Source organism: Devosia polycyclovorans (assembly GCF_042181575.1).
GTDB classification, from domain to species: Bacteria; Pseudomonadota; Alphaproteobacteria; order Rhizobiales; family Devosiaceae; genus Devosia; species Devosia polycyclovorans.
The window spans coordinates 2,362,611-2,384,449 of the sequence record NZ_CP170082.1 but is presented as its reverse complement, the minus strand read 5'-3'; the positions used below and the strand labels follow the sequence as shown (position 1 = coordinate 2,384,449).

General features: G+C 61.6%; 22 protein-coding genes. 11 read left to right on the top strand and 11 right to left on the bottom strand.

Annotated features, from left to right (window positions below; translation table 11 throughout):
* Positions 1 to 53 precede the first annotated feature (53 nt).
* The 4 genes from gatA to ACE4RL_RS11960 all read right to left on the bottom strand — a co-directional run bounded on the left by gatA (position 54) and on the right by ACE4RL_RS11960 (position 2,967).
* Positions 54 to 1,538: an Asp-tRNA(Asn)/Glu-tRNA(Gln) amidotransferase subunit GatA gene (gatA, locus tag ACE4RL_RS11975; protein ID WP_375597361.1), complete on the bottom strand. Its 1,485-nt coding sequence runs from the start codon at positions 1,536 to 1,538 to the stop codon at positions 54 to 56.
* Between the two features lie 34 nt (positions 1,539 to 1,572).
* Positions 1,573 to 2,058 carry a GNAT family N-acetyltransferase gene (locus ACE4RL_RS11970; RefSeq protein ID WP_375597360.1) on the bottom strand — a complete coding sequence of 162 codons (486 nt, stop codon included), beginning with the start codon at positions 2,056 to 2,058 and terminating at the stop codon, positions 1,573 to 1,575.
* Positions 2,059 to 2,346 carry an Asp-tRNA(Asn)/Glu-tRNA(Gln) amidotransferase subunit GatC gene (gatC, locus tag ACE4RL_RS11965; RefSeq protein ID WP_375597359.1) on the bottom strand — a complete coding sequence of 96 codons (288 nt, stop codon included), beginning with the start codon at positions 2,344 to 2,346 and terminating at the stop codon, positions 2,059 to 2,061.
* An 87-nt stretch (positions 2,347 to 2,433) separates the two neighbouring features.
* Positions 2,434 to 2,967, bottom strand: coding sequence for a hypothetical protein (locus ACE4RL_RS11960; protein ID WP_375597358.1), 534 nt, complete (start codon positions 2,965 to 2,967; stop codon positions 2,434 to 2,436).
* A gap of 119 nt (positions 2,968 to 3,086) precedes the next feature.
* Here ACE4RL_RS11960 and ruvX point away from each other — a divergent pair, with 119 nt between their 5' ends.
* Complete coding sequence (gene ruvX, locus ACE4RL_RS11955) at positions 3,087 to 3,494, top strand: Holliday junction resolvase RuvX (RefSeq protein ID WP_375600272.1); 408 nt, start codon at positions 3,087 to 3,089, stop codon at positions 3,492 to 3,494.
* On the opposite strand, the gene ACE4RL_RS11950 is transcribed toward ruvX, so the two are convergent.
* Positions 3,491 to 4,444 carry an AraC family transcriptional regulator gene (locus tag ACE4RL_RS11950; protein ID WP_375597357.1) on the bottom strand — a complete coding sequence of 318 codons (954 nt, stop codon included), beginning with the start codon at positions 4,442 to 4,444 and terminating at the stop codon, positions 3,491 to 3,493. The genes ruvX and ACE4RL_RS11950 overlap by 4 nt on opposite strands.
* Positions 4,445 to 4,579: 135 nt before the next feature.
* Here ACE4RL_RS11950 and ACE4RL_RS11945 point away from each other — a divergent pair, with 135 nt between their 5' ends.
* The 5 genes from ACE4RL_RS11945 (at position 4,580) to ACE4RL_RS11925 (ending at position 9,190) form a co-directional block, all read left to right on the top strand.
* Positions 4,580 to 5,407, top strand: coding sequence for an NmrA family NAD(P)-binding protein (locus tag ACE4RL_RS11945; RefSeq protein WP_375597356.1), 828 nt, complete (start codon positions 4,580 to 4,582; stop codon positions 5,405 to 5,407).
* Positions 5,408 to 5,410: 3 nt separating this feature from the next.
* Positions 5,411 to 5,806, top strand: coding sequence for a DUF4345 domain-containing protein (locus ACE4RL_RS11940; RefSeq protein WP_375597355.1), 396 nt, complete (start codon positions 5,411 to 5,413; stop codon positions 5,804 to 5,806).
* 77 nt (positions 5,807 to 5,883) lie between these two features.
* Positions 5,884 to 6,852, top strand: coding sequence for an aspartate carbamoyltransferase catalytic subunit (locus tag ACE4RL_RS11935; RefSeq protein WP_375597354.1), 969 nt, complete (start codon positions 5,884 to 5,886; stop codon positions 6,850 to 6,852).
* Positions 6,849 to 8,147, top strand: coding sequence for a dihydroorotase (locus ACE4RL_RS11930; RefSeq protein WP_375597353.1), 1,299 nt, complete (start codon positions 6,849 to 6,851; stop codon positions 8,145 to 8,147). Before ACE4RL_RS11935 ends, ACE4RL_RS11930 begins: the two co-directional genes overlap by 4 nt.
* Complete coding sequence (locus ACE4RL_RS11925; RefSeq protein ID WP_375597352.1) at positions 8,144 to 9,190, top strand: dipeptidase; 1,047 nt, start codon at positions 8,144 to 8,146, stop codon at positions 9,188 to 9,190. The genes ACE4RL_RS11930 and ACE4RL_RS11925 overlap by 4 nt, the downstream gene beginning before the upstream one ends.
* A gap of 9 nt (positions 9,191 to 9,199) precedes the next feature.
* On the opposite strand, the gene topA is transcribed toward ACE4RL_RS11925, so the two are convergent.
* A complete protein-coding gene (gene topA / locus ACE4RL_RS11920) occupies positions 9,200 to 11,827 on the bottom strand; it encodes a type I DNA topoisomerase (RefSeq protein ID WP_375597351.1) in 2,628 nt (875 codons plus the stop codon).
* Positions 11,828 to 12,087: 260 nt separating this feature from the next.
* Here topA and ACE4RL_RS11915 point away from each other — a divergent pair, with 260 nt between their 5' ends.
* Together ACE4RL_RS11915 and murB are read left to right on the top strand one after the other, a co-directional pair.
* Complete coding sequence (locus ACE4RL_RS11915) at positions 12,088 to 13,113, top strand: aldo/keto reductase (RefSeq protein WP_375597350.1); 1,026 nt, start codon at positions 12,088 to 12,090, stop codon at positions 13,111 to 13,113.
* A gap of 69 nt (positions 13,114 to 13,182) precedes the next feature.
* Entirely contained in the window at positions 13,183 to 14,217 is a 1,035-nt protein-coding gene (gene murB, locus ACE4RL_RS11910) for a UDP-N-acetylmuramate dehydrogenase (protein ID WP_375597349.1), read from the top strand.
* On the opposite strand, the gene dprA is transcribed toward murB, so the two are convergent.
* Entirely contained in the window at positions 14,214 to 15,341 is a 1,128-nt protein-coding gene (gene dprA, locus ACE4RL_RS11905; protein WP_375597348.1) for a DNA-processing protein DprA, read from the bottom strand. The two genes, murB and dprA, sit on opposite strands and share 4 nt — an antisense overlap.
* Positions 15,341 to 15,949 carry a glycerol-3-phosphate 1-O-acyltransferase PlsY gene (gene plsY / locus ACE4RL_RS11900; RefSeq protein WP_375597347.1) on the bottom strand — a complete coding sequence of 203 codons (609 nt, stop codon included), beginning with the start codon at positions 15,947 to 15,949 and terminating at the stop codon, positions 15,341 to 15,343. The genes dprA and plsY overlap by 1 nt, the downstream gene beginning before the upstream one ends.
* Positions 15,950 to 16,108: 159 nt before the next feature.
* Between plsY and rnr the strand changes: the two genes are divergently transcribed.
* Positions 16,109 to 18,403, top strand: coding sequence for a ribonuclease R (gene rnr / locus ACE4RL_RS11895; RefSeq protein ID WP_375597346.1), 2,295 nt, complete (start codon positions 16,109 to 16,111; stop codon positions 18,401 to 18,403).
* A 3-nt stretch (positions 18,404 to 18,406) separates the two neighbouring features.
* Positions 18,407 to 18,802 carry a DUF983 domain-containing protein gene (locus ACE4RL_RS11890; protein WP_375597345.1) on the top strand — a complete coding sequence of 132 codons (396 nt, stop codon included), beginning with the start codon at positions 18,407 to 18,409 and terminating at the stop codon, positions 18,800 to 18,802.
* Here ACE4RL_RS11890 and ACE4RL_RS11885 read toward each other — a convergent pair whose 3' ends face one another.
* Complete coding sequence (locus ACE4RL_RS11885) at positions 18,803 to 19,219, bottom strand: hypothetical protein (protein ID WP_375597344.1); 417 nt, start codon at positions 19,217 to 19,219, stop codon at positions 18,803 to 18,805. It lies immediately after the preceding gene.
* Between the two features lie 117 nt (positions 19,220 to 19,336).
* On the opposite strand from ACE4RL_RS11885, the gene rpmG reads away from it, so the two are divergent.
* Complete coding sequence (rpmG, locus tag ACE4RL_RS11880; protein ID WP_046104197.1) at positions 19,337 to 19,504, top strand: 50S ribosomal protein L33; 168 nt, start codon at positions 19,337 to 19,339, stop codon at positions 19,502 to 19,504.
* Between the two features lie 445 nt (positions 19,505 to 19,949).
* Here rpmG and ACE4RL_RS11875 read toward each other — a convergent pair whose 3' ends face one another.
* The gene (locus ACE4RL_RS11875) at positions 19,950 to 21,320 is read right to left on the bottom strand and encodes a PleD family two-component system response regulator (protein ID WP_375597343.1); all 1,371 of its coding nucleotides are present in this window, start codon (positions 21,318 to 21,320) and stop codon (positions 19,950 to 19,952) included.
* A gap of 87 nt (positions 21,321 to 21,407) precedes the next feature.
* Positions 21,408 to 21,779, bottom strand: a complete 372-nt coding sequence (locus tag ACE4RL_RS11870; protein WP_297104846.1) for a response regulator — start codon at positions 21,777 to 21,779, stop codon at positions 21,408 to 21,410.
* Positions 21,780 to 21,839: the final 60 nt, after the last annotated feature.

Here is a 21,839-nt window from a genome sequence, read left to right as displayed (position 1 = left end):
AGTGCGGAACGGCAACGCAATCAAGCGCTGCCCTTGGTGCCTTGCCTCGTCCATCACCACCAAGGCTTGGGAGCAAAGTCCCCGCTGGAGCTCTTTTCGATGACGCGCGCCGCTGCGAAAAGCGTCTCCTCATCGAACGGTTTGCCGATCAGTTGCAGGCCCAGCGGCAGTCCCTGCCCGTCCTTGCCAGCCGGCACCGCAATGCCCGGAAGGCCGGCCATGTTCACCGTGACGGTGAAGATGTCGTTGAGATACATCGCGACAGGATCGCTCGCCAGGGCCTCGTCACCAATGCCGAAGGCCGCCGACGGCGTCGCCGGGGTCAGGATCGCATCGACGCCGGAATTGAAGGCGTTTTCAAAGTCCTTCTTGATCAGTGTCCGAACCTTCTGCGCCCGCACATAATAGGCGTCATAATAACCTGCAGACAGCACGTATGTGCCGATCATGATGCGGCGTTTGACCTCGCGCCCGAAGCCTTCGGCACGAGTCAGCTCGTACATGTCGGTGATATCTTTCCCAGATATACGCAGTCCGTATTTTACGCCGTCATAGCGCGCCAGGTTCGACGACGCCTCGGCCGGCGCCACGATATAGTAGGCGGGCAAGGCGTATTTGGTATGCGGCAGCGAAATATCCTTGACGCTGGCACCCTCGGCCTTGAGCCACTCGAGCCCCTCCGACCAGAGCTTTTCGATCTCGGCCGGCATGCCGTCCATGCGGTATTCCTTGGGCACCCCGATGGTGAGGCCCTTGACGCCCCGCTCCACGGCCGCCGCAAAATCAGGCACCGCCAGGTCGACACTCGTCGAATCCTTGGAATCAAACCCGGACATCGAGGTCATCAGGATCGCCGCATCTTCCACCGTGCGGGCAATCGGTCCGGCCTGATCGAGCGAGGAGGCAAAGGCCACCGTGCCCCAACGTGAGCATCGCCCATAGGTCGGCTTGATCCCCACGGTTCCAGTAAACGCCGCCGGCTGGCGGATCGAACCGCCCGTGTCGGTTGCCGTTGCTCCAGCACACAGCCACGCCGCGACGGCTGCGGCCGAACCACCCGAAGATCCCCCTGGCACCAGGTTAGCATTGCTCCCTTCGGCGCGGAACGGACTGACCACGGGGCCGTAGTACGATGTCTCGTTGGACGAACCCATGGCGAATTCGTCCATGTTGAGCTTGCCCAGCATCACCGCACCATCGCGCCAGAGATTGGCGGTCACGGTGGATTCATATTCCGGCTTGAAGCCATCCAGGATATGGCTTGCCGCCTGGGTATGCACGCCCTTGGTCGCAAACAGGTCCTTGACGCCAAGCGGAATACCTTCCAGCGGCCCGCCCTGCCCCTGGCTCAGCTTCTCGTCGCTGGCTCTGGCCATGTCGCGCGCCTGTTCCGGTGTGGTGGCGACATAGGCGTTCAGGCTCGGATTGGCCGCTTCAATGGCACCGATATAGGCGTCGGTCAGCTCAAGCGCGGTAAAGCTCTTGTCCTTGAGACCCTTGCGGGCATCGGCGAGGCTCAGTCGGGTGAGGTCAGTCACAACAAATCTCTCTATTTCGTCACGGCGGGGGCCATTAGGCCACGCGCGCCGCGGCCGCCAGGTTCAGTTCAAAAAAGGCCGACCATTCGCTGTCGGGATAGTCCAGAAACGGACCGCGCGGAGTAAACCCGTAACGGGTATAGAGCCGATGCGCCTCGGCCATGCCATCGCCAGTACCGGTTTCCAGCATCACCACCGGCAAGCCGCGTTCGCGCGCCAGGTCCACGGTCCGTTCCAGCAATTGTCGGCCCACGCGTTGTCCGCGCACTTCGGGCAGGGTGAACATGCGCTTGACTTCACCCAGTTCCGGTCCATGCATTTTGAGCGCCCCCATGCCGACCGCCTTGCCAGCCTCGTCGCGGGCGACAAACAGCGTGGTTGCGCTATCCGCCATCTGCTCGACCGTCATCTTGAACTGGAATTCCAGCGGCGAGAGCGGCAGCAGATGATCGTTGAGCTGGTCCACCAACGCCCGGACATCGTCCTGCAGCGGCGACTCTATGGCGATTGTGACCGCCATTTACTCCACCACCTTCGGCACCATGAAGAAATTGTCTTCGGTCAGCGGAGCATTGCTGACAATCTTTTCGGCATAACTGCCATCGGTCACAACGTCGTCGCGGCGACGCAGCGTCATTGGGGTCACCGAGGTCATCGCCTCAACCCCATCGACATTAACCTCGTCAAGCTGTTCGACAAATCCGAGAATCGCATTGAGTTCGTTCTGATACCCGGCGACTTCCTCTTCCTCGATACGAATGCGCGCGAGGCGCCCGATGCGCTTGACGGTGGCGGCGTCGACAGACATGCAAAAAACTCCGGCAGGAAAGGCGTGTTGCCGCGTTATTAGCAATGCCCTGCGGCAAATGACAATGAAAATGCCTTATGCGACGGATCAGGCTTCCACAGCCAGGCCCGGCTCAAGGGCAATGAGGCCCATGCCCGAGAGCTGGTTGCCCAGATGTTCGAAGGTCGCATCGACTTCCGCACTGCCGCCGGCCAGCGCCGCCAGTCTCGGGCACGCCCCGTTGTGCAGCCTCTCCGTGCGCTCCCGTAGATGCGTTCCAACCAGCACCACCACTGCCTGCTCAGCCCATCGGCCAACAACCGGCGCATCGACATCGTGGAGGAACACGAGCGGCGCTTCATCCGGCGCATCGAGGACAATGCAACCCTCGCCCGCCTTCCGCGCCTCAACCCGTCCTTCCGGCCCCTCCAGTGTATCCAGTAGCCGGAGCGGCTTGCGAGGCGCCCAGCTCGAAGGTTCCATTTCTGCCAGCGCATGGCCAAAATCGGGGATCAGCAAATCGGCCCCGCTCGTCAATTCATGGCTTTGAACACTAGCGGGGGCGCCCTCGGCGTCGATGATCACAATCTGCCCCCCGATGTGAATGCGAAATGTGCTGTTTCCAAACCAGGTAAGCTTCATCGGGCCTTTTCCGTCGCCAAAGGACGCTTGGGAGCCTATAGGACAATCCAGCCCTGTCCAGCGAGCCCCACGTGACTGAAGACAATCCCCTCTCCGAAATTCCCGATCGCGGCAAGATCATGGGTCTCGACCTTGGCACCAAGACCATTGGCGTGGCGGTGTCGGACGGCATGCGCTATTCGGCCACGCCGCTCGAAACGATCAAGCGCACCAAGTTCACTCAGGATGCCGAACGCATCATCGAACTGATCGGCCAGAACCAGATTGTCGCTCTTATCTTGGGATTGCCTCTCAACATGGATGGCACCGAAGGACCGCGTGTACAGTCGACCCGTGCCTTTGCCCGCAATCTGGCGCCAAAGGTCAATCTGCCCATTGCCTTCTGGGACGAACGTCTTTCCACCTCGGCGGTAACCCGCATGATGATTGAAGCTGATCTCCGCCGTGACCGCCGCGCCGAAGTGGTCGACAAGCTCGCGGCCAGCTACATTCTGCAGGGCGCGCTTGATCGCCTGCGTCCCCGCTAGCCTGGCCGCCGCAGACTGCCTGGCGATTCTCCGAAAAACTGCTTGAACGCCCGGCCAAACGCGGCCTCGGACTGGTAACCCGCACTGCGCGCGACCTGGCCGACGGCAGCACGGCTTTCCAACAGGGCCAGTCGGGCGCGGTGCATCCGCCAGTCGGTCAGGTAACGCATTGCCGGCTGTCCCACCATATCGGCAAAGCGAGCCGCAAAGCCCGAGCGCGACATGCCCGCCAGCCGGGCCAGCCCATCCAGCGTCCAGTCGTGCTCCGGTGTGGCATGCATGGCCATCAGCGCTCGTCCCAGCATTGGGTCACGCAGCGCCGCCAACCAGCCTCGCTGGGCCTCTGCTGCCCCATCCAGCCAGGTTCTGATGGCCTGGATGATCAAAATATCCGCCAGCCGCGTGATAACGGCCTCACCTCCGGGTTTGAGCGTCGCCGCTTCGTGCGCAATCAGGTCCAGCGTGCTGCGCAGCCACCCCCCCGCAACATCATGCCAGCGGTCCACAACCAACAACTCGGGAAGCAATGCAATGAGCCGCCTTGCGGCCACATCATCGACCGAGATCACCCCGGTCATGGCGCGGGTAACCGCACCAGGCCCCTCGATCTCCATCATTTCATAGCGCTCGCTGACCTTGCGGGCCGGGTAATCAAACAGCGGCAGGGCCGCCTGCTCTGGCCCGCTGGCCAGATCCACTGCATGGCCACGCGGCAACACCACCATGCTCCCCTCGCGGATCAGGACACTGTCCCGGCCGGACATGCGCAGCCAGCCTTCACCCGACATGATGACGACGAACAACATCGAGTTGTCCATTCTGGGCATGGCCACACCCCAGGGGGCGCACAAGGTCGCCCGGCAATAGAGGGTGCCATTGAGCTTGAGCATATGCAGCACTTCACCCAGCGGATCGCTGGCACCCGGCGGCCGGAAATGGACTTCTTGCATATCTGTTCGTCCACAGCTTTGCGCCCAAACTATCGTTCTGGACGATTTGCATAGATCATTGGCTAATTCGCAATGGAAAGTCCAGATGCCAGCGACAATCTTCCCTCTGCAATCAACCGCAACGGGAGAATTTCAATGACTGCATCACCAATTCTGGTCATCGGCGCCACAGGCAAGGTCGGGCGGCGCGTCGTCACCAGTCTGACCGCGGCCGGACACGCGCCAAACGCAGTGGGCCGGAATAGCGCCCTGCCCTTTGACTGGCGGGATCGCAGCAACTGGGCCGAGCATTTCACCGGCGTGGAAACTGCCTATGTCTCATACTACCCGGACCTTGCTGCGCCGGGAGCCGATGACGATGTCACCGCCCTGGTGGCGGTGGCCAAGGCGGCGGGCCTCAAACGTATGGTCCTCCTGTCCGGGCGCGGCGAAAGCGGTGCCCAACGCTGCGAAAACATTCTCGCCGAAAGCGGGCTGGGCTACACCCTGTTGCGCGCCTCCTGGTTCAACCAGAATTTCTCCGAAGGCATGCTGCAGCCGGGTGTCATGGCGGGCCTTATCGCCTTGCCGGCCGCCATGCGCCTCGAACCCTTCATCGATATCGACGACATTGCCGAAATCGCTTCCAGCGCCCTGCTCGATGATCGGCACAACAACCAGCTCTATGAACTGACCGGGCCGCGCCTGATGACCTTTGCCGATGCGGCCTCCGAAATCAGCGCGGCATCCGGACTGGATGTCAGATATGCCCCGATCTCGCCGGAAGACTTTCATGCCGGTGTGAGCGCCGAGGCCGGTTCGGACGTCGCTGATCTCCTGGTCGCCCTGTGCCAGGAAGTCTTCGACGGCCGCAACGAATCTATCGGTGATGGCGTCATGCGGGCACTCGGTCGCCCACCACGGGATTTTGCCGAATTTTGTCGCCAGGCAGCAGCCGGCGGCGCGTGGAAGCAGGCGGCCTGACGCATGCCGACAGCAAACCGGGTGCTGCTCGTCCTTGGCGGCACCCTCGCGGCGGCCCTGTCCTTGGCCATCCTTTTCTCACCCGCTGCATTTTATGCCAGCTACGATATCGAAGTGGATGGGTTGACCAACCTGCTCAATGAGCTCAAGGCACCCGCCCTGGTCATTCTGGCCCTGGGCGCAATACAGGCGCTGGGCGCACTTCAGCTTCGGCATCATCGCCTGGGTATCGGCGCCGGGATTTTGCTCTATCTGGGGTTTGGGCTTTCAAGGCTCGTGGCCTTGGTGACAGACGGCCCACCCGCGGCTGCCCTCATCGCGGTCACGGCAAGCGAGCTGGTCATCGGGCTCTTGTTTGTGCTTGCCTTCTGGCGGTTCAGGACCTCAACAGCAGGATAATTGCGCGAAACGGCACGGGTGGGCTTGCCCCACCCTGCCCCCTCGGCTAGACCGCAGCAAATCGCAAGGGATGCGACATGCCGCAGCACAGCCCCGCCCGCTTTTCAGGCGACTTCCCCCCGTTTTCGCAGCGCCACCTGATTTCTATCGCTGATCTCAAACAGCACGAGATCGTCGATCTGCTCGACCGCGCCGAACGGATGATCGAGATTTCCCGCCAGGAGCGCAAATCACTGCCCACTCTATCGGGCAAGACGCAGATCAATCTCTTCTTCGAGCCCTCGACGCGCACACAGTCTTCCTTCGAGATTGCCGGAAAGCGTCTTGGCGCCCTGGTTGTCAACATGTCGGTCAAGACCTCCTCGGTCTCCAAGGGCGAGACCTTGGTCGATACGGCCGCAACGCTCAATGCCATGCGCCCGGACGTCCTCGTGGTTCGCCACTCAGCCGCCGGCGCCGTCGAGCTGCTCTCCCAGAAGGTTGGCTGTTCGGTGGTCAATGCCGGCGACGGCGCGCACGAGCACCCCACCCAGGCGCTGCTTGATGCCCTGACCATCCGTAACCACAAAGGCACGCTTGCGGGCCTGACCGTCGCCATTTGCGGCGACATTGCCAATTCCCGCGTCGCCCGTTCGAACCTGCTGCTCCTGGGCGCACTCAATGTCCGCACCCGCGTTATCGCCCCTCGCACCCTGCTTCCAGCCGGGATCGAGAACTTGGCGACCGAAGTCTTCACCGACATGGAAGAAGGCCTCAAGGGAGTCGATGTGGTCATGATGCTGCGCCTGCAGCATGAGCGGGCCAGCGGCAAGATGATCCCATCGGTCCGCGAGTATTATCGCTTCTACGGCCTCGACGAGGCCAAGCTCAGCCATGCCAAACCGGACGCCATCGTGATGCATCCTGGTCCCATGAACCGGGGTGTTGAGATCGACCCTGCCATCGCTGATGGTCCACGCTCGGTCATCAACGATCAGGTCGAAATGGGCGTGGCGGTCCGCATGGCTGTGCTCGATGCTCTCCTGCCGGCAAGGAACGAAGCATGACAAGACCGCTCATCATCGATAACGCGCGGATCGTCGACCCGGCATCGGGCACCGATCAAGTGGGCGCAGTTTTGATAGAAGACGGCCGTATCAGCGATCTGGCCATAGGCGGCCCAGCCGGTGTTCCCGAGGGGGCCGAGGTCCTCAATGCCGACGGGCTGGTTTTGGCCCCCGGTCTGATCGACATGCGCGTCTTTGTGGGCGAACCCGGCAAGGAATACCGCGAAACACTGGCTTCGGCCGGCGAGGCAGCCGTTGCCGGCGGCGTCACCAGCTTCGTGATGATGCCCGACACAACGCCAAGCGTAGACGATGGAGCCCTGGTCGACTTCCTCATCCGGCGTGCCCAGGCGCAGTCCCCCGCGCGCATTCTCCCCGCGGCCGCCATCACCAAGGGCCTGGCGGGCAAGGAAATAACCGAGTTCGGCCTGCTCAAGGACGCCGGCGCGGTCTGCCTGACCGATGGCGCACAGTCGATCCAGTCTACATCACTGCTGCGCAGCGCCATGGGCTATGCCGCAAACTTCGACATGCCCTTTGTCCACCACCTGTCCGATGCCGGCCTGACCGGCGAAGGCGTGATGAATGAAGGGCTGTTTGCGACAGTTTTGGGTCTCAAAGGCATCCCGCGCGAGGCCGAAACGATCCCGCTTGCGCGGGACCTGCAATTGGCCGCCCTGACCGGGGTGCGCTATCACGCTGCACAAATTTCAACTGCTGGTTCCGCTGATCTGCTCGAAACCGCCAAATCCCGTAACAATAAGGTTACTGCGGGTATTTCGATCAACCATCTTTGCCTCAACGAGAACGACATTGGTCGCTATCGGACTTATTTCAAGCTGACGCCGCCTTTGCGCACCGAAGATGACCGCCAGGCCATGATCGAGGCGCTGAAGTCAGGCGTCATCGACACGATCCACTCCGATCACGATCCCCAGGACACCGAGGTCAAGCGCCAGCCCTTTGCCGAAGCCTCCAACGGCGCGATTGGCCTTGAGACCCTGCTGGCCGCTGCCCTGCGGCTCTTGCATTCAGGTGACGTCGGTCTCACGACCATTCTGCGGGCCATGACCTGCCGTCCAGCCGAAATCCTCGGGCTGGAGACAGGCCGCATCGCCAGGGGCACACCCGCCGATCTCATCCTGATCGACCTCGACTATCCCTGGCAGGTTAGCGAGAAGAGTTTCCGCTCCCGCTCGCGCAACACCAGCTTTGAGGACGCCCGCATGCAGGGCAAGGTCATGCGCACCATCGTTGGTGGCAAGAGTGTCTTCATGCACGAGGATGCCGCGTGACCATTCCATTTTTTGACGGCCACAACGACACCCTGTTGCGCCTGCTTGACCACGCTCGTGCCGACAAGCTGGATTTGTTCATCAAGGGTAGCCAGGAGGGTCATATCGACCTGCCCCGCGCCCGTTCAGCGGGCATGGCCGGCGGTTTCTTCGCCATCTTCCCCCCGCCACTTAAGGCCGGACTGGCCCAAGTCGCCGCCGCCCCGGATTACGCAAAAGGCCAATTGCCACCTCAGCTTGACCTCGCGGACGCGCAAAAATCGACCCTCGGCATGGCCGCACTGCTGCTCCAACTCGAGCGCGCCGGTGCCTTATCCGTCTGCCGCACGGCCGCCGAGCTCAAAAACGCTATGGCAGACGACAGCTTAGCGGCCATTTTCCATATCGAGGGCGCCGAGGCAATCGACACCGAATTCCAGTCCTTCGAGGTTCTCTATGCCGCTGGCCTGCGCTCGATCGGCATCACCTGGAGCCGCGCGAATGCCTTTGGCACCGGCGTTCCTTTTCGGTTCAATGCCGACCCCGATATCGGGCCGGGCCTGACGGATGCAGGCAAGGAACTGGTACGTATCTGCGACCAGCGCGGCGTCATGATTGACCTCAGCCACCTCAATGCCGCCGGCTTCCGCGATGTCGCGGCCATCTCCAGCAAGCCCTTGGTGGCCACGCACTCAAACGTGCATGCGATATGCCCGTGCACCCGCAATCTGACTGATTGGCAGCTGGCTGCCATCCGGGAAAGCGGCGGCGTGGTCGGCCTCAACTTCGCCACCGGCTTTCTGCGGCCCGATGGGCGATTTTTAGCCGACACGCCCATCGATCTCATGGTTCGCCACGTCGACGCACTATTGGAAGCGCTTGGCGAGGACGGAGTAGCCCTTGGCAGTGATTTCGATGGCGCGATGGTGCCGGCAGAGATCGGCGACGTCACCGGCGTTCCCAAATTGCTTCAGGCCCTGCTGGACCATGGCTATGGCGAGCAACTCGTCCGCAAGATCGCGCTCGAAAACTGGCTCAGCGTGCTCGAACGCACGATCGGCTAAGGCCCCGCCTCAGAACGGCACGTCTTCCGAACCGGCCGGCTTCTTGGCAGCAGCCTTCTTCGGTGCCGCCATCTTGGCGGTCGCTTTTTTTGCAGCGGGTTTCTTTGCAGCTGGTTTCTTCGCCGGCGCCTTCTTCTTGCCGCCTGTCGCCTCCGCCCGAGCGGCAATCAATGCAATCGCCTGCTCCAGCGTAACGTCCTCGGGCTTGAGGTCCTTTGGCAAAGTGGCGTTGATCTTACCCTGATTGACATAGGGTCCATAACGTCCCGATCGCACAGTGATCGGTCCACCGTCATGCTCGAAAGTCTGGATCGCGGCTACCGCCGCCCCGCGTCCACCCCGGCCGCCATTGGCGGCCTTCTGCGCAATCAGGTCAACGGCACGGTTGATCCCAACCGTGAAGACTTCCTCCACCTCGGGCAGGTTCGCATATTTGCCGTCATGCAACAGGAACGGCCCATACCGGCCCAGCCCAGCCGAAATCGGCAACCCCGTCTCCGGATGCAGGCCCACCTCGCGTGGGAGCGAGAGCAATTGCAGCGCCTTTTCCAAAGTCAGGCTGGCGGCATCCCAACCTTTCGGCAGAGACGAGCGCTTGGGCTCCTTGCCCTCGCCAAGCTGCACATAGGGTCCGAAACGGCCAGACTTGAGAAACACCTCTTCGCCGCTGGCCGGATCCGTGCCCAACACACCATCGCCGGTGGCGGCCTCGGATGACTGACCTGTGGCGGCGTCCGAAAGCTGCATGGTGTGCTTGCACTCGGGATAGTTCGAGCAGCCGATAAAGGCCCCGAACTTGCCAAGCTTCAGCGACAGCGTGCCGGTTCCGCAAGTGGGACATTTGCGCGGGTCCGAACCATCTTCCTTGGCCGGAAAGATGTGGTCGGCCAGCATGTCATTGAGCGCGTCCAGCACTTCGGACACGCGTAGATCCTTGATCTCCTCGGTGGCGACCGTGAAATCCTTCCAGAAGTCACGCAGCAGCACCTTGTAGTCGAGTTCGCCTGCCGAAACCTGGTCGAGCTGCTCTTCGAGATGGGCGGTAAAATCGTACTCGACGTAGCGGGAAAAGAAGCTCTCCAGGAACGAGGTCACGATGCGCCCACGGTCCTCCGGATGCAGCGCCTTGCCCTCAAGCTTGACGTAATCGCGATCCTTGAGCGTGGTCAGGGTCGCCGCATAGGTCGACGGCCGGCCAATGCCCAGCTCTTCCATCTTCTTGATCAGGCTCGCTTCAGTGTAACGCGCCGGCGGCTGGGTGAAATGCTGCTCGATCTCCACCTTTTTCAGCTCAGGCTTGTCGCCGACGGCCAGAGGGGGCAATTCGCGGCCTTCGTCGTCGCCGTCGCTGTCATTGTCATTGTCAGATTTGGCCTCTACCCCGTAAAGGGTCAGAAAGCCTGGGAACTTCACCACCGAACCGGTCGCGCGCAGGGTTGCGGCCCGGCCGGGCACATTGACAGCGATATTCACCGAGGTGCGGTCGATCTCGGCTGACGCCATCTGGCTCGCGAGCGTCCGCTTCCAGATCAGACCGTAAATCTTGGCCTGATCGGCATCGAGATTGAGGCTCTCGGGCCGCTTGAACATGTCCGTCGGCCGGATGGCTTCGTGCGCTTCCTGCGCATTCTTGGCCTTGGACTGATAGATGCGCGCCTTTTCAGGCAGATATTCCGCGCCGAAGTATTTCCCGATCACCGAGCGGGCCATGGCAATGCCCTCAGGGGCCATTTGCACCGCGTCGGTTCGCATATAGGTGATCAACCCGTCTTCGTAGAGACGCTGTGCGATCTGCATGGTGCGGTTCGGCGACAGCCCCAGCCGCGAAGACGCGTCCTGTTGCAGGCTCGAAGTCGTAAAGGGCGCGTAGGGATTGCGCTTGGTCGGCTTCTTCTCGACATTGGCAACGTTGAACTGGCCGGCCTCAATCAGCTCTTTGAGCGCCTGGGCATCTTCGCCGGTCTTGATGTCGAGCTTGTCGGTCTTCTTGCCATCAACGGCAAACAGCCGCGTGACAAAGCTCTTGCCGTCCTGTGCCAGTTGCGCCTCGACGGACCAGTATTCATCGGGCCGGAATTTCTCGATCTCGCGCTCTCGATCCGACACCAGCCGCAAGGCCACCGACTGCACCCGCCCCGCCGAACGCGAGCCAGGCAGCTTGCGCCAGAGGATCGGCGACAGGGTGAACCCAACCAGATAGTCAAGGGCACGACGGGCCAGATAGGCGTCCACCAGCGGCATATCGATGTCGCGGGGTGCAGCCATGGCGGCCGTCACGGCGTCCTTGGTAATGGCGTTGAACACCACGCGCTGGACCGGCGTGTCCTTCTTGAGCGCTTTCTTCGCGCGCAGCACATCCAGAATATGCCAGGAGATCGCCTCGCCTTCCCGATCCGGGTCAGTTGCCAGGATCAGTCCGTCGGCCCCTTTGAGCGCTGAAGCGATGTCGGAAATGCGCTTTTTTGCCGCCGTATCGACTTCCCATGACATGGCGAAATCTTCATCCGGTCGGACTGAGCCGTCCTTGGCAGGCAGGTCACGAATGTGGCCGAAGCTGGCCAGGACCTCGTAGTCCTTGCCCAGATATTTGTTGATTGTCTTGGCTTTAGCCGGACTTTCAACGACGACGACCTTCATGGAATAGCTTTCCGCAACGACCAACTCAAAGAGCGCGCAACATGGTGAAGGCCGGTGCCGGTGTCAACGGGGAGGCAGAACAGGACCATCTTCAATACATCGGCATTCGACGATACAGACCTTGCACATGATCTTCCATACATGCTCAGATGGCGAAGCGCGTCCTGCGCTCTAGCAAACAATCGCCATGCCTGACTAAGCCGCACTTGCTGTCGCACAAGATGGGCAATCATGGCCGACGCAATCGAGGAAGAAAATCAATGGAGTATCGCAATCTCGGCAACAGCGGTGCCGTCGTTTCGCATCTATGCCTGGGCACCATGACCTTCGGGGCTGAAACCAACGAAGCCGACGCACACGCCTTGATGGACGCCTATGTCGAGGCTGGCGGCAACTTCCTCGACACCGCCGATGTCTACTCGGCCGGTGTATCCGAGGAAATCGTGGGCCGCTGGCTGAAGAGCAAGAAGCTGCGTGATCTGGTTGTGGCGACCAAGGGGCGCTTCCCCATGGGCAATGGTCCCAACCATATCGGTCTTTCGCGCAAGCATCTTTCTGAAGCACTCGACGCCTCACTGCGCCGGCTCGGCGTCGAGCAGATCGACCTCTACCAGATGCATGCCTGGGACGCGCTGACCCCGATCGAGGAGACCCTGCGCTTTCTCGATGACGCCATCAGCGCCGGCAAGATCGCCTATTACGGCTTTTCGAACTTTCTTGGCTGGCAGCTCACCAAGGCCGTCTGGATCGCCAAGCTGCAGGGCTTTGCGCCACCCGTGACCCTCCAGCCGCAATACAATCTGCTTGTTCGCGACATTGAACACGAAATTGTTCCCGCCTGTCAGGACGCCAAAATGGGTCTGCTGCCCTGGTCTCCACTCGGTGGCGGCTGGCTCTCGGGTAAATACAAGCGTGATCAGATGCCGACCGGCGCCAGCCGCTTGGGCGAGAACCCAAAGCGCGGGATGGAGGCCTATGAGGCCCGCAACGCCCAAACGCGCACCTGGGACGTTATTGGAACTGTCGAAGACATTGCCACAGCGCGCGGCGTCAGCATGGCGCAGGTTGCACTGGCCTGGACAGCCGCACAGCCTGCAGTGACGTCGGTAATCCTGGGTGTCCGCACCGAACAGCAGCTTAGCGACAATCTCGGCGCGGCAGGCCTGGCCCTGACAACTGAGGAACTGGATCGCTTGGGCACCGTCAGTAAGCCGGAACTGGCGGACTATCCCTATGGGACCGGCGGCATCAATCAGCGGCATCGCAAGATCGAAGGCGGACGCTGACGCGCGTTTGCGGCCCCGCACATCCGTGCCGGGGCCGCATTCTCTCTTGCTTGAGGGACGGCAAAAGTGATGTCTATGCGCCCGATGACCGACATTGCTACAGCCCTGATTCCTGATTTTGACCTGACCGCCCACAACACTCTGGCGCTGCGGGCTCGCTCACGTTTCGCCGTGATGATCGATCAGCCTGCCCTTTTGCCGGCACTCTTCGATTATGCCGCGACGCAAAACTTGCCGCTGCGGATTCTGGGCGGCGGCAGCAATGTCGTGCTGTCCTCCCGGTTCGATGGCATCACCGCCCTGCTTGCCCTGCGAGGCCGGTCGATCGTCGAGCAGACGAGCCAGGCAACGCTGATCGAAGCCGCGGCAGGCGAGGTTTGGCATGATCTGGTGCGCTGGACAGTGAACCAGGGCGTCGGTGGACTTGAGAACCTGGCATTCATCCCCGGCACGGTCGGCGCAGCACCGGTGCAGAATATTGGCGCCTATGGCGCCGAACTGGCCGATATATTCCACTCCCTGACAGCCTATGATCGGGCGTCTGGCGCCACCCTGACAATAGACAAGAAAGACTGCGCGTTCGGCTATCGTGACAGCACCTTCAAACAACAACCAAACAGATATGTCGTGCTCTCGGTGCGCCTGGCCTTGCCTCAGTCATGGACACCCAATCTGAGATTCGCCGGCCTCACGGATCTCGCGGATGCGACAGAACTCGACCCGCAAAAGGTCATGGAGCGGGTCATCGCGCTACGCACCAGCAAGCTGCCCGACTGGCGGACGACACCAAATGCCGGTTCTTTCTTCCAGAACCCGATTGTCACCACAGAGAACGCCGCCCCTGTGCTGGAAGAATTTCCCTCTGCCCCCTGCTACCCGCAGGCTGACGGACGCGCAAAACTCTCCGCAGGCTGGCTAATCGAGAATTCCGGTCTGAAGGGTTACCGCATGGGACCGGCCGGCATTTCTGAGCGTCACGCCTTGGTCCTCGTCAACCACGGCGGCGCGCAACAGTCCGACATCGCGGCCTTGGCGAACCATGTCAAAGCAACGGTATTGGCACGCTTCGGCATAGAGCTCCACGAAGAGCCGATATTTCTCTAACTATAGCGTAGCGCCACCAGTTGGCCGCTCGACCACTCGATCTGTCCGCCAATGTCGAGCTCCAGCAGCAGGATTTGCATCACCTGCGGCGCTATCCCCGTCTGGGCAATCAGTTCATCCACCTCAACTGGCGTTGTGCTGAGCGCTTGAACAAGCTTGCTACGGTCATCTGATGCCGGTTCGACAGACGGCGAGGCGGTCTCATCCGGTAGCCACTCAGGCTCGAACAGCGCTTGACGCGCCGGATCCACACTACTCACAACCTCGATGATGTCGGCCGCACTGGTCACCAGCCGCGCACCTTGCTGGATCAACAGATTGCCACCCTCCGCGCGCGGATCGAGCGGAGAACCGGGAACGGCAAACACATCCCGGTTCTGTTCAAGCGCCAGTCGGGCTGTAATCAGCGACCCTGAGCGCTTGGCGGCTTCCACAACGACAATTCCCAGCGACAGACCCGAAACCAGACGGTTACGTCTTGGGAAGTCACGAGACCTTGGCTCCCACCCCAACGGCATTTCGGTCAGCAGAGCCCCGCCATTGTCGAGAATGTCGTGTGCCAACGGGATGTTCTCGTCCGGGTAGATGCGATCAAAGCCGCCCGCCAGCACCGCTATCGTACCGGTCGCCAGGCTCGCCCGATGCGCAGCCGTGTCGATCCCGCGGGCCAGCCCCGAAACCACCGAGTACCCTGCCTCGCCAAGCTCGGCGGCCAGCATTCGGGTCATCTTGATCCCGGCGCTCGACGCATTGCGTGCACCGACAATCCCGACAGTCCGGCGCCAGTCCAGCCGCTCGCCACCCGCCAGGGTCAGCAGCGGCGGCGCGCCGGAGATCTGCAGCAAATGCTCGGGATAGCCCGGCTCGCCCTGTGCCACAATGCGCGCGCCATAGCGGTTGAGACGCGCCAGTTCATCCTCCGCCCGGGCCTGACTGACGGGTGACATCGGCCGGCCCGCCTTGGCGCTGATGTCGGGCAGCGCCTCGATTGCGGCCTCGGCAGAACCGAAGCGGTTGAGCAACTGCCGGAACGTGACCGGCCCGATATTGTCGGTGCGGATCAACCGTAACCAGGCAATGCGTTGGGCCGGCGTCAGCTCTCTGGTCACCCGGCCCGCCTGCATCAGCCTGCCTTCTTGCCGCCACCAATGGTCGGCTCGGTCCCCTTGAGCAGCCGGACGATGTTCTCGCGGTGCTGGAAGAACAGCAGCAGCGCCAGCCCGGTTACGACGAGGGCGAGTCGCTCCCCGGTAAACACATAGGCAAAGATCGGCGCAGTTGCCGCAGCGGTTAGCGCGGCAAGTGACGATATTTTGCGGGTAAAGGCGATCAGCAGCCACACGGCACAAAAGATCAGGCCAGCGGGCCAACTGAGGGCCAGGAGGGACCCGATCATCACCGCGACGCCTTTGCCGCCCTTGAAGCCCAGCCAGGCCGGAAAGCAATGCCCGAGAAAGGCGCCGAGTGCCGCGACGCGGGCGGCGTCTTCACCCCAGAAATAGCGCGCTACCAGAATGGGAGCCACGGCCTTGAGTGCATCGAGCACCAGCGTTGCCGCAGCGATCGGTCGGTTGCCCGTGCGCAGCACATTGGTCGCCCCGATATTGCCCGACCCGATGGTCCTTATGTCGCCCATGCCGGCAGCTTGGGTGAGGATCAGGCCGAAGGGTATCGAGCCGGAAAGATATCCCAGCACCAGGGCGAAGATCAGCGGCAGTATTTCGGCGGGCATAAAACCACCCCTCTTCTTGGCATTGGCCAAGGTCTAGCCTTTCACCGCCCATTGTCACAAGAGGGTGAGTGACTCTGCGCACGTGCATGGTGACGGCCGCGTTTGGCAAAGCGCCTCCGATCCCCTACATAGGGATCGAACCTCAAGAACACGCTATTCATGGCCAAAACCCCAAAATCAAAGAACACCTCTGGTCCGAAGCGGCCGCGACTGCCCGTGGCGGAGCGCTTGCCGACACGGGAGCAATTGCTCGAAGCGCTTGCCCAGGAAGACAACATCAAGGGCAAGCGTGATCTGGCCAAGGTGTTTGGCATCCGCGGCGATCTGCGCCGTCCCTTCAAGGACATGCTGGCCGAACTCGAAGGTGAAGGGGTCATCACGCGGACCCGCAAGGCGCTCCGCCGTACCGCCGCACTTCCTCCGGTCACGGTGCTCGACATTCCTGGCGATGCCGACCCGGACGACCTGCACGCCTTTCCGGCCCAGTGGAATCCCGAGGAAGGTGAAATGCCGCGCGTCCGCGTTCTCGTGGGCCCGCGCGCTCGCGTGGCGCCTGCCCCCGGAGACCGCATTCTCGCGCGTATCGACGCTGGGGACGACGCAATCCCGAACTACACCGCCAAGCCCATGAAGGTGCTGGACAAGCCGCGCCGCGCTCATATCGGCATCGTCCGCAAGGACGAGGATGGCGCTCGCCTGATCCCGGTGGATCGAAAGCAGAAGGAAATGCGCATTGCCATGGGCGACCTTGGCGAAGCATCCGACGGCGACCTGGTGGAAGTGGAGGTCAAATTCTCCGGTCGACTGATGATTCCGCGCGCCCGGGTTACCTCGGTCATCGGCAATCCGCACTCGGAAGGTGCCATTTCGCTGATCGCCATCCACAATCTTGAAATCCCCCACGTCTTCCCGCAAAGCGTCATCCGCGAGGCTGAGGAGGCCAAGGAAGCCACGCTCAAGGGCCGTGAGGACTGGCGCGACTTGCCGCTGATCACCATCGACCCGGCCGATGCCAAGGACCATGACGACGCTGTGCACGCCGCACCGGACGAGGATCCGGGCAACACAGGCGGCTTTGTCGTCACCGTCGCGATTGCTGACGTCGCGGCCTATGTACGCCCCGGCACGGCGCTTGATCGCGAGGCCTATCTGCGCGGTAACTCGGTGTATTTCCCCGACCGCGTCGTGCCCATGCTGCCCGAGCGCATCTCCAACGAACTATGCTCGCTGAAGGAAGGTGTCCCCCGGGCGGCCCTGGCCGTGCGCATGGTGCTGGGGGCCGACGGACGCAAGAGAAACCACAGCTTTCATCGCATCCTGATGCGCTCTGCAGCCAAGCTGTCCTACCAGCAGGCGCAAGCGGCCATTGACGGCAACCCGGACGATCAGACCGGCCCTTTGCTTGAACCGATCCTGCGGCCCCTATGGGACGCCTACGAGGCCATGGCGGGTGCCCGCGACCAGCGTGGGCCGCTTGACCTCGACCTGCCCGAGCGGAAAATCCTGCTCGACGACAAGGGCATGGTCCGGGACATTCATGTGCCCGAGCGCCTCGAAGCCCATCGCCTCATCGAGGAGATGATGATCGCTGCCAATGTCGCGGCCGCCGAAACGCTCGAACAAAAGCGCAGCGAGTTGCTGTACCGCGTGCATGACGAGCCTTCGTCCGAGAAACTTCAGGCACTCCGTGAGTTCCTCGGCAGCCTCGACATTGCTGTCAAGAAATCCGACAGCGTTCGCGCGGCGGATTTCAATGGCATCCTGCATCAGGCCCGCAAGGCCGGCAATGTCGAACAGGTCAGCGAGATGGTGCTGCGCAGCCAGGCGCAGGCTGAGTATTCAGCCGAGAATTACGGTCATTTCGGCCTCAATCTCGACCGCTACGCCCATTTCACCTCGCCGATCCGCCGCTATGCCGACCTGATCGTGCATCGGGCCCTGGTCCGTGCGCTTGGGCTCGGCGATGACGGCCTGACCGAACAGGAGGTGAGCAAGCTCACCGGCATCGGTCAGCACATTTCAGCCACCGAGCGCCGCGCCATGCTCGCGGAGCGCGAGACGTCTGATCGCCTGCTGGCGCAGTTCCTTTCCGAACGCATCGGGGCTCGCTTCATGGGTCGTGTCTCGGGAATTACACGCTCGGGCCTCTTCATCCGTCTGCTCGAGACCGGCGCCGACGGGTTTATCCCGGCCTCCACGCTCGGGCAGGACTACTATCGCTTCGTCGAAGAACGGCAGGCCATGATTGGGGAGCGAACTGGGGAAACCTTTACCCTTGGCGATCGCGTTGAAGTTCGTCTGCTCGAAGCTGCACCCGTAGCCGGCGCGTTACGCTTCGAGCTCCTTTCGGAAGGCAAGCGCGGCAATCCGCCATCTGGCAGACGCCCCAGAAAAGGTGCACCACGAAGCTTCGGCCCCAAGTCCTCCAGACCCACTGGCCGGAGAAAGAGGTAACTGATGACAGATCAGTCCCGCACTCTCGACGCGCGCCACATTGGTACAGCCATGTGGCGCGGTACGCTCTGCCGCTGCCCCCATTGTGGTCAGGGCAAGATGTTCCGCGCCTATTTAAAGACGGTTGACCACTGCGACGCCTGTGGCGAAGAACTCAGTCACCACCGGGCCGATGACTTCCCGCCCTATATTGCCATCACCATAGTAGGCCACATCATCATCTTCCTGATGCTGCATCTGGACATGACCTACCATGTGCAGCCCATCACCTATGTGGTGACCATGGTGCCGCTGGCCATCGTCCTGCCGCTGGCCATGCTGCCTTCCATCAAGGGTGCTATTGTCGGCCTGCAATGGGCCAATCGCATGTATGGATTCGGTACCGGTCAGCGCGACTGATTATCCAAAGGAACTGCCTTCCTTCGCCTTGACCAGTTCTCGCGGGCGGAACCGCAGTGCTGACCACGTGTTATCGAGGGCGACCGCCCGCACAGGCCGCCACCCGGCGGCACTGAGGCTTTCCCAGCCCAGGTCTCGGTTCAGGCCAGCCGCTTTGGCTTGTGGCCCCTTGCGATAAGCCACCCAGAGCAGACCATCGCGCGGCATTTGCGCGAGTATTCGCGGCATGAGCGCCGGCACCTCCGCAGCCGTCCCGAAAAAGGCCAATACGCCGTCATATCCGTCCGCTTCGTGCACGATCTCAACCTCCGCGCCTGCGGATATTTCCTCGGCAAGAGCGCGCGGAACATTGATGAGCCAGAGCTTGGCCCCGGCCTTGATCTGCAACTTGCTGAGCAGGGCTGTCGGTTGGGTCATGTGAGTTCTCCTCGGCTCCATCCTATCACTTGACAATGGCCCGCAAATCCGTAGGTTGCGCGCAAATTCCGGCGCTGCCCCGCTGCAGCGCTTTTCGCTTTGTGAAGGACTTCAGAAATGGCCAAGGCCGCCACCATCAAGATCAAGCTCGTCTCGACGGCCGATACCGGCTTTTTCTACGTGACGAAGAAGAATGCCCGCACCCAGACCGAAAAGCTGGCTTTCAAGAAGTACGACCCGGTCGTGCGCAAGCATGTCGAGTTCAAGGAAGCCAAGATCAAATAATCTGGTTTCCTGCTTTGAATGAACAAACCCCCGCAAAAGATTGCGGGGGTTTTGTTTTGTGTCTGATGCGCTCCGGCAGTGCTTCCCCACTCCTCGCACAGGCGCCGGATGGGTCTTTCACGAGGAATGGGCGCCACTGCGTCCACAGGTGCCTGCGCACAACGCGTCCAACTATGATTGGAAAGAGTGGCTGGTCCGGAGCGGCATGTCGAAGAGGCCACTCTGTCCGCATCCGGACCAACCGCCCTACGGGAACTCAGGAGTTGCGGCGGACCTGAGATGGGCCGTAGGGAGCGGGCGGTATTGGGATTTCTCCCAAGACCGTCTGTTGATGACCCTAATCCCAACCCATCGAAACGCCAAGCGAATCCCGCTTTGGCGAGTGCGCAACCGATTGTTAATTATAACAAATAACCCTAATGCCGGGCATTTTAGCGATCAGCCGCTACGCCGCGTCGAAAATGACCCGGTTTCGCCCTTCTCGCTTGGCACGGTACAGCGCCACGTCGGCACGCTTGATCATGCCTTCGGGTGTATCCACCTGATTGTCCTTGAGCGCTACGCCGGCGGAAACGGTAACCGATAGCGGGCGCGAAGGTCCCACTTCAAACGGCTTTTCCGCCATGGCCTGGCGGACACGTTCAGCCACGGCTTCTGCCTGTCCGGTGTCGGTGTCAGGCATCAGCACCACGAATTCCTCTCCGCCAAATCGGCAGGCCAGATCGACCCCGCGGATATTACGCTTGAGACGGGCCGCAAATTCACGCAACACAGCATCGCCCACATCATGGCCATGGTTGTCATTGACCGCCTTGAAGTGGTCGATGTCCAGAATCATCAGTGCGATGTCCCGATCCTGCTCCTGCGCCTTGTTCAGCATCACATTCAGATGGCGGTCGAAATAGCGCCGATTGTAGAGCCCGGTCAGTTCATCCGTAACGGCCAGGGCCATAGTGTTGTTGACGCTCTCGCGCAGTTCCATGGCGTAGCGATGCCGGCGGATCTGCGTGCGCACACGAGCCTGCAGCTCGTTCCGCTCCACCGGCCGGCTGATATAGTCGTTGACCCCCAGGTCAAGGGCCCGGACCACGCGCGGCTTATCGGAAGCATCGGCCATCAGGATGATCGGCAGGTTCCGCGCATGCTCGACAGTGCGAACCTGTGAACTGACTCGCAGCGGATCGAAATCATCAAGGCTCATGCTGATCAGAGCCAGTTCGTAGCCCCCACCTGCCACCTGGAACACAGCATCGGCCGGTGCGGTGAGAATGTCGACCTTATGGTCTGGCGTCAGATAACCCTGAATTCGCTCTGCATGGCGGCGGTCAGTATCGATGATCAACACCGAGCCGCCGCTGGCCGAAATACTGTCCATGGCCCGCAGCGCATCTTCAATGGCGATCTGCTGGCCGGTAAGGGCGCGCGCGCGCAACTCGTCGGTCAAGGACTTGAGCCGCACCAGGCTTTTCACGCGGGCCATGAGCTGCGTGTCGTCCACCGGCTTGCTCAGGAAGTCGTCTGCACCGGCCTCAAGCCCCTGTACCCGGTCCGATGCCTGGTCGAGCGCAGTAATCATCAATACGGGCAGGTGATGTGTCTTGGGATTGGCCTTGAGGCGCCGACACACCTCGAACCCATCCATTTCAGGCATCATGACATCGAGCAAGACGATGTCGACATCCTGATTCTCGCAAACGTCCAATGCCTGGGCGCCGGAGGTAGCGGTCAGGACTTCATAATATTCCGCGCTCAGCCGGGCTTCGAGAAGCCGGACATTGGTTGGAATATCATCGACGATCAGAACACGCGCGGTCACTGCACTACCCCGGACTGGTACGGCCCGCCAGCGTGTCCCCGCCAGCTTCAAGCCCGCCGCAACCGATCGCGCTTCCCAAAGCGCCGGTCAGGCAGGCCCAATGTAGTGGGCAATGGTTTCCAGAAAGTGAGACACCGAAATTGGTTTGGAAATGTAGCCCTCGCAGCCGCCCTGCAGGATGCGCTCCTCGTCACCCTTCATGGCGAAGGCCGTAACGGCCACCACCGGGATGTGGGCGAGTTGATCGTCATCCTTGAGCCACTTGGTCACCACCAGGCCAGACACCTCGGGCAACTGGATGTCCATCAGGATCAGGTCCGGCATATGCGCGCGCGCCAGGTCAAGCGCCTCCATACCGTTCCGGGTCTGGATCACGGCATAGCCGCGCGATTCCAGCAGATCGTTGAAGAGCTTCATGTTGAGCTCGTTGTCTTCCACGATCATCACAGTCTTGGGCATTATACCTCGCTTGGCACCGCCTGGCGCCCTGGCCGGAAAACTTGGGCCATCCCCCAGGCA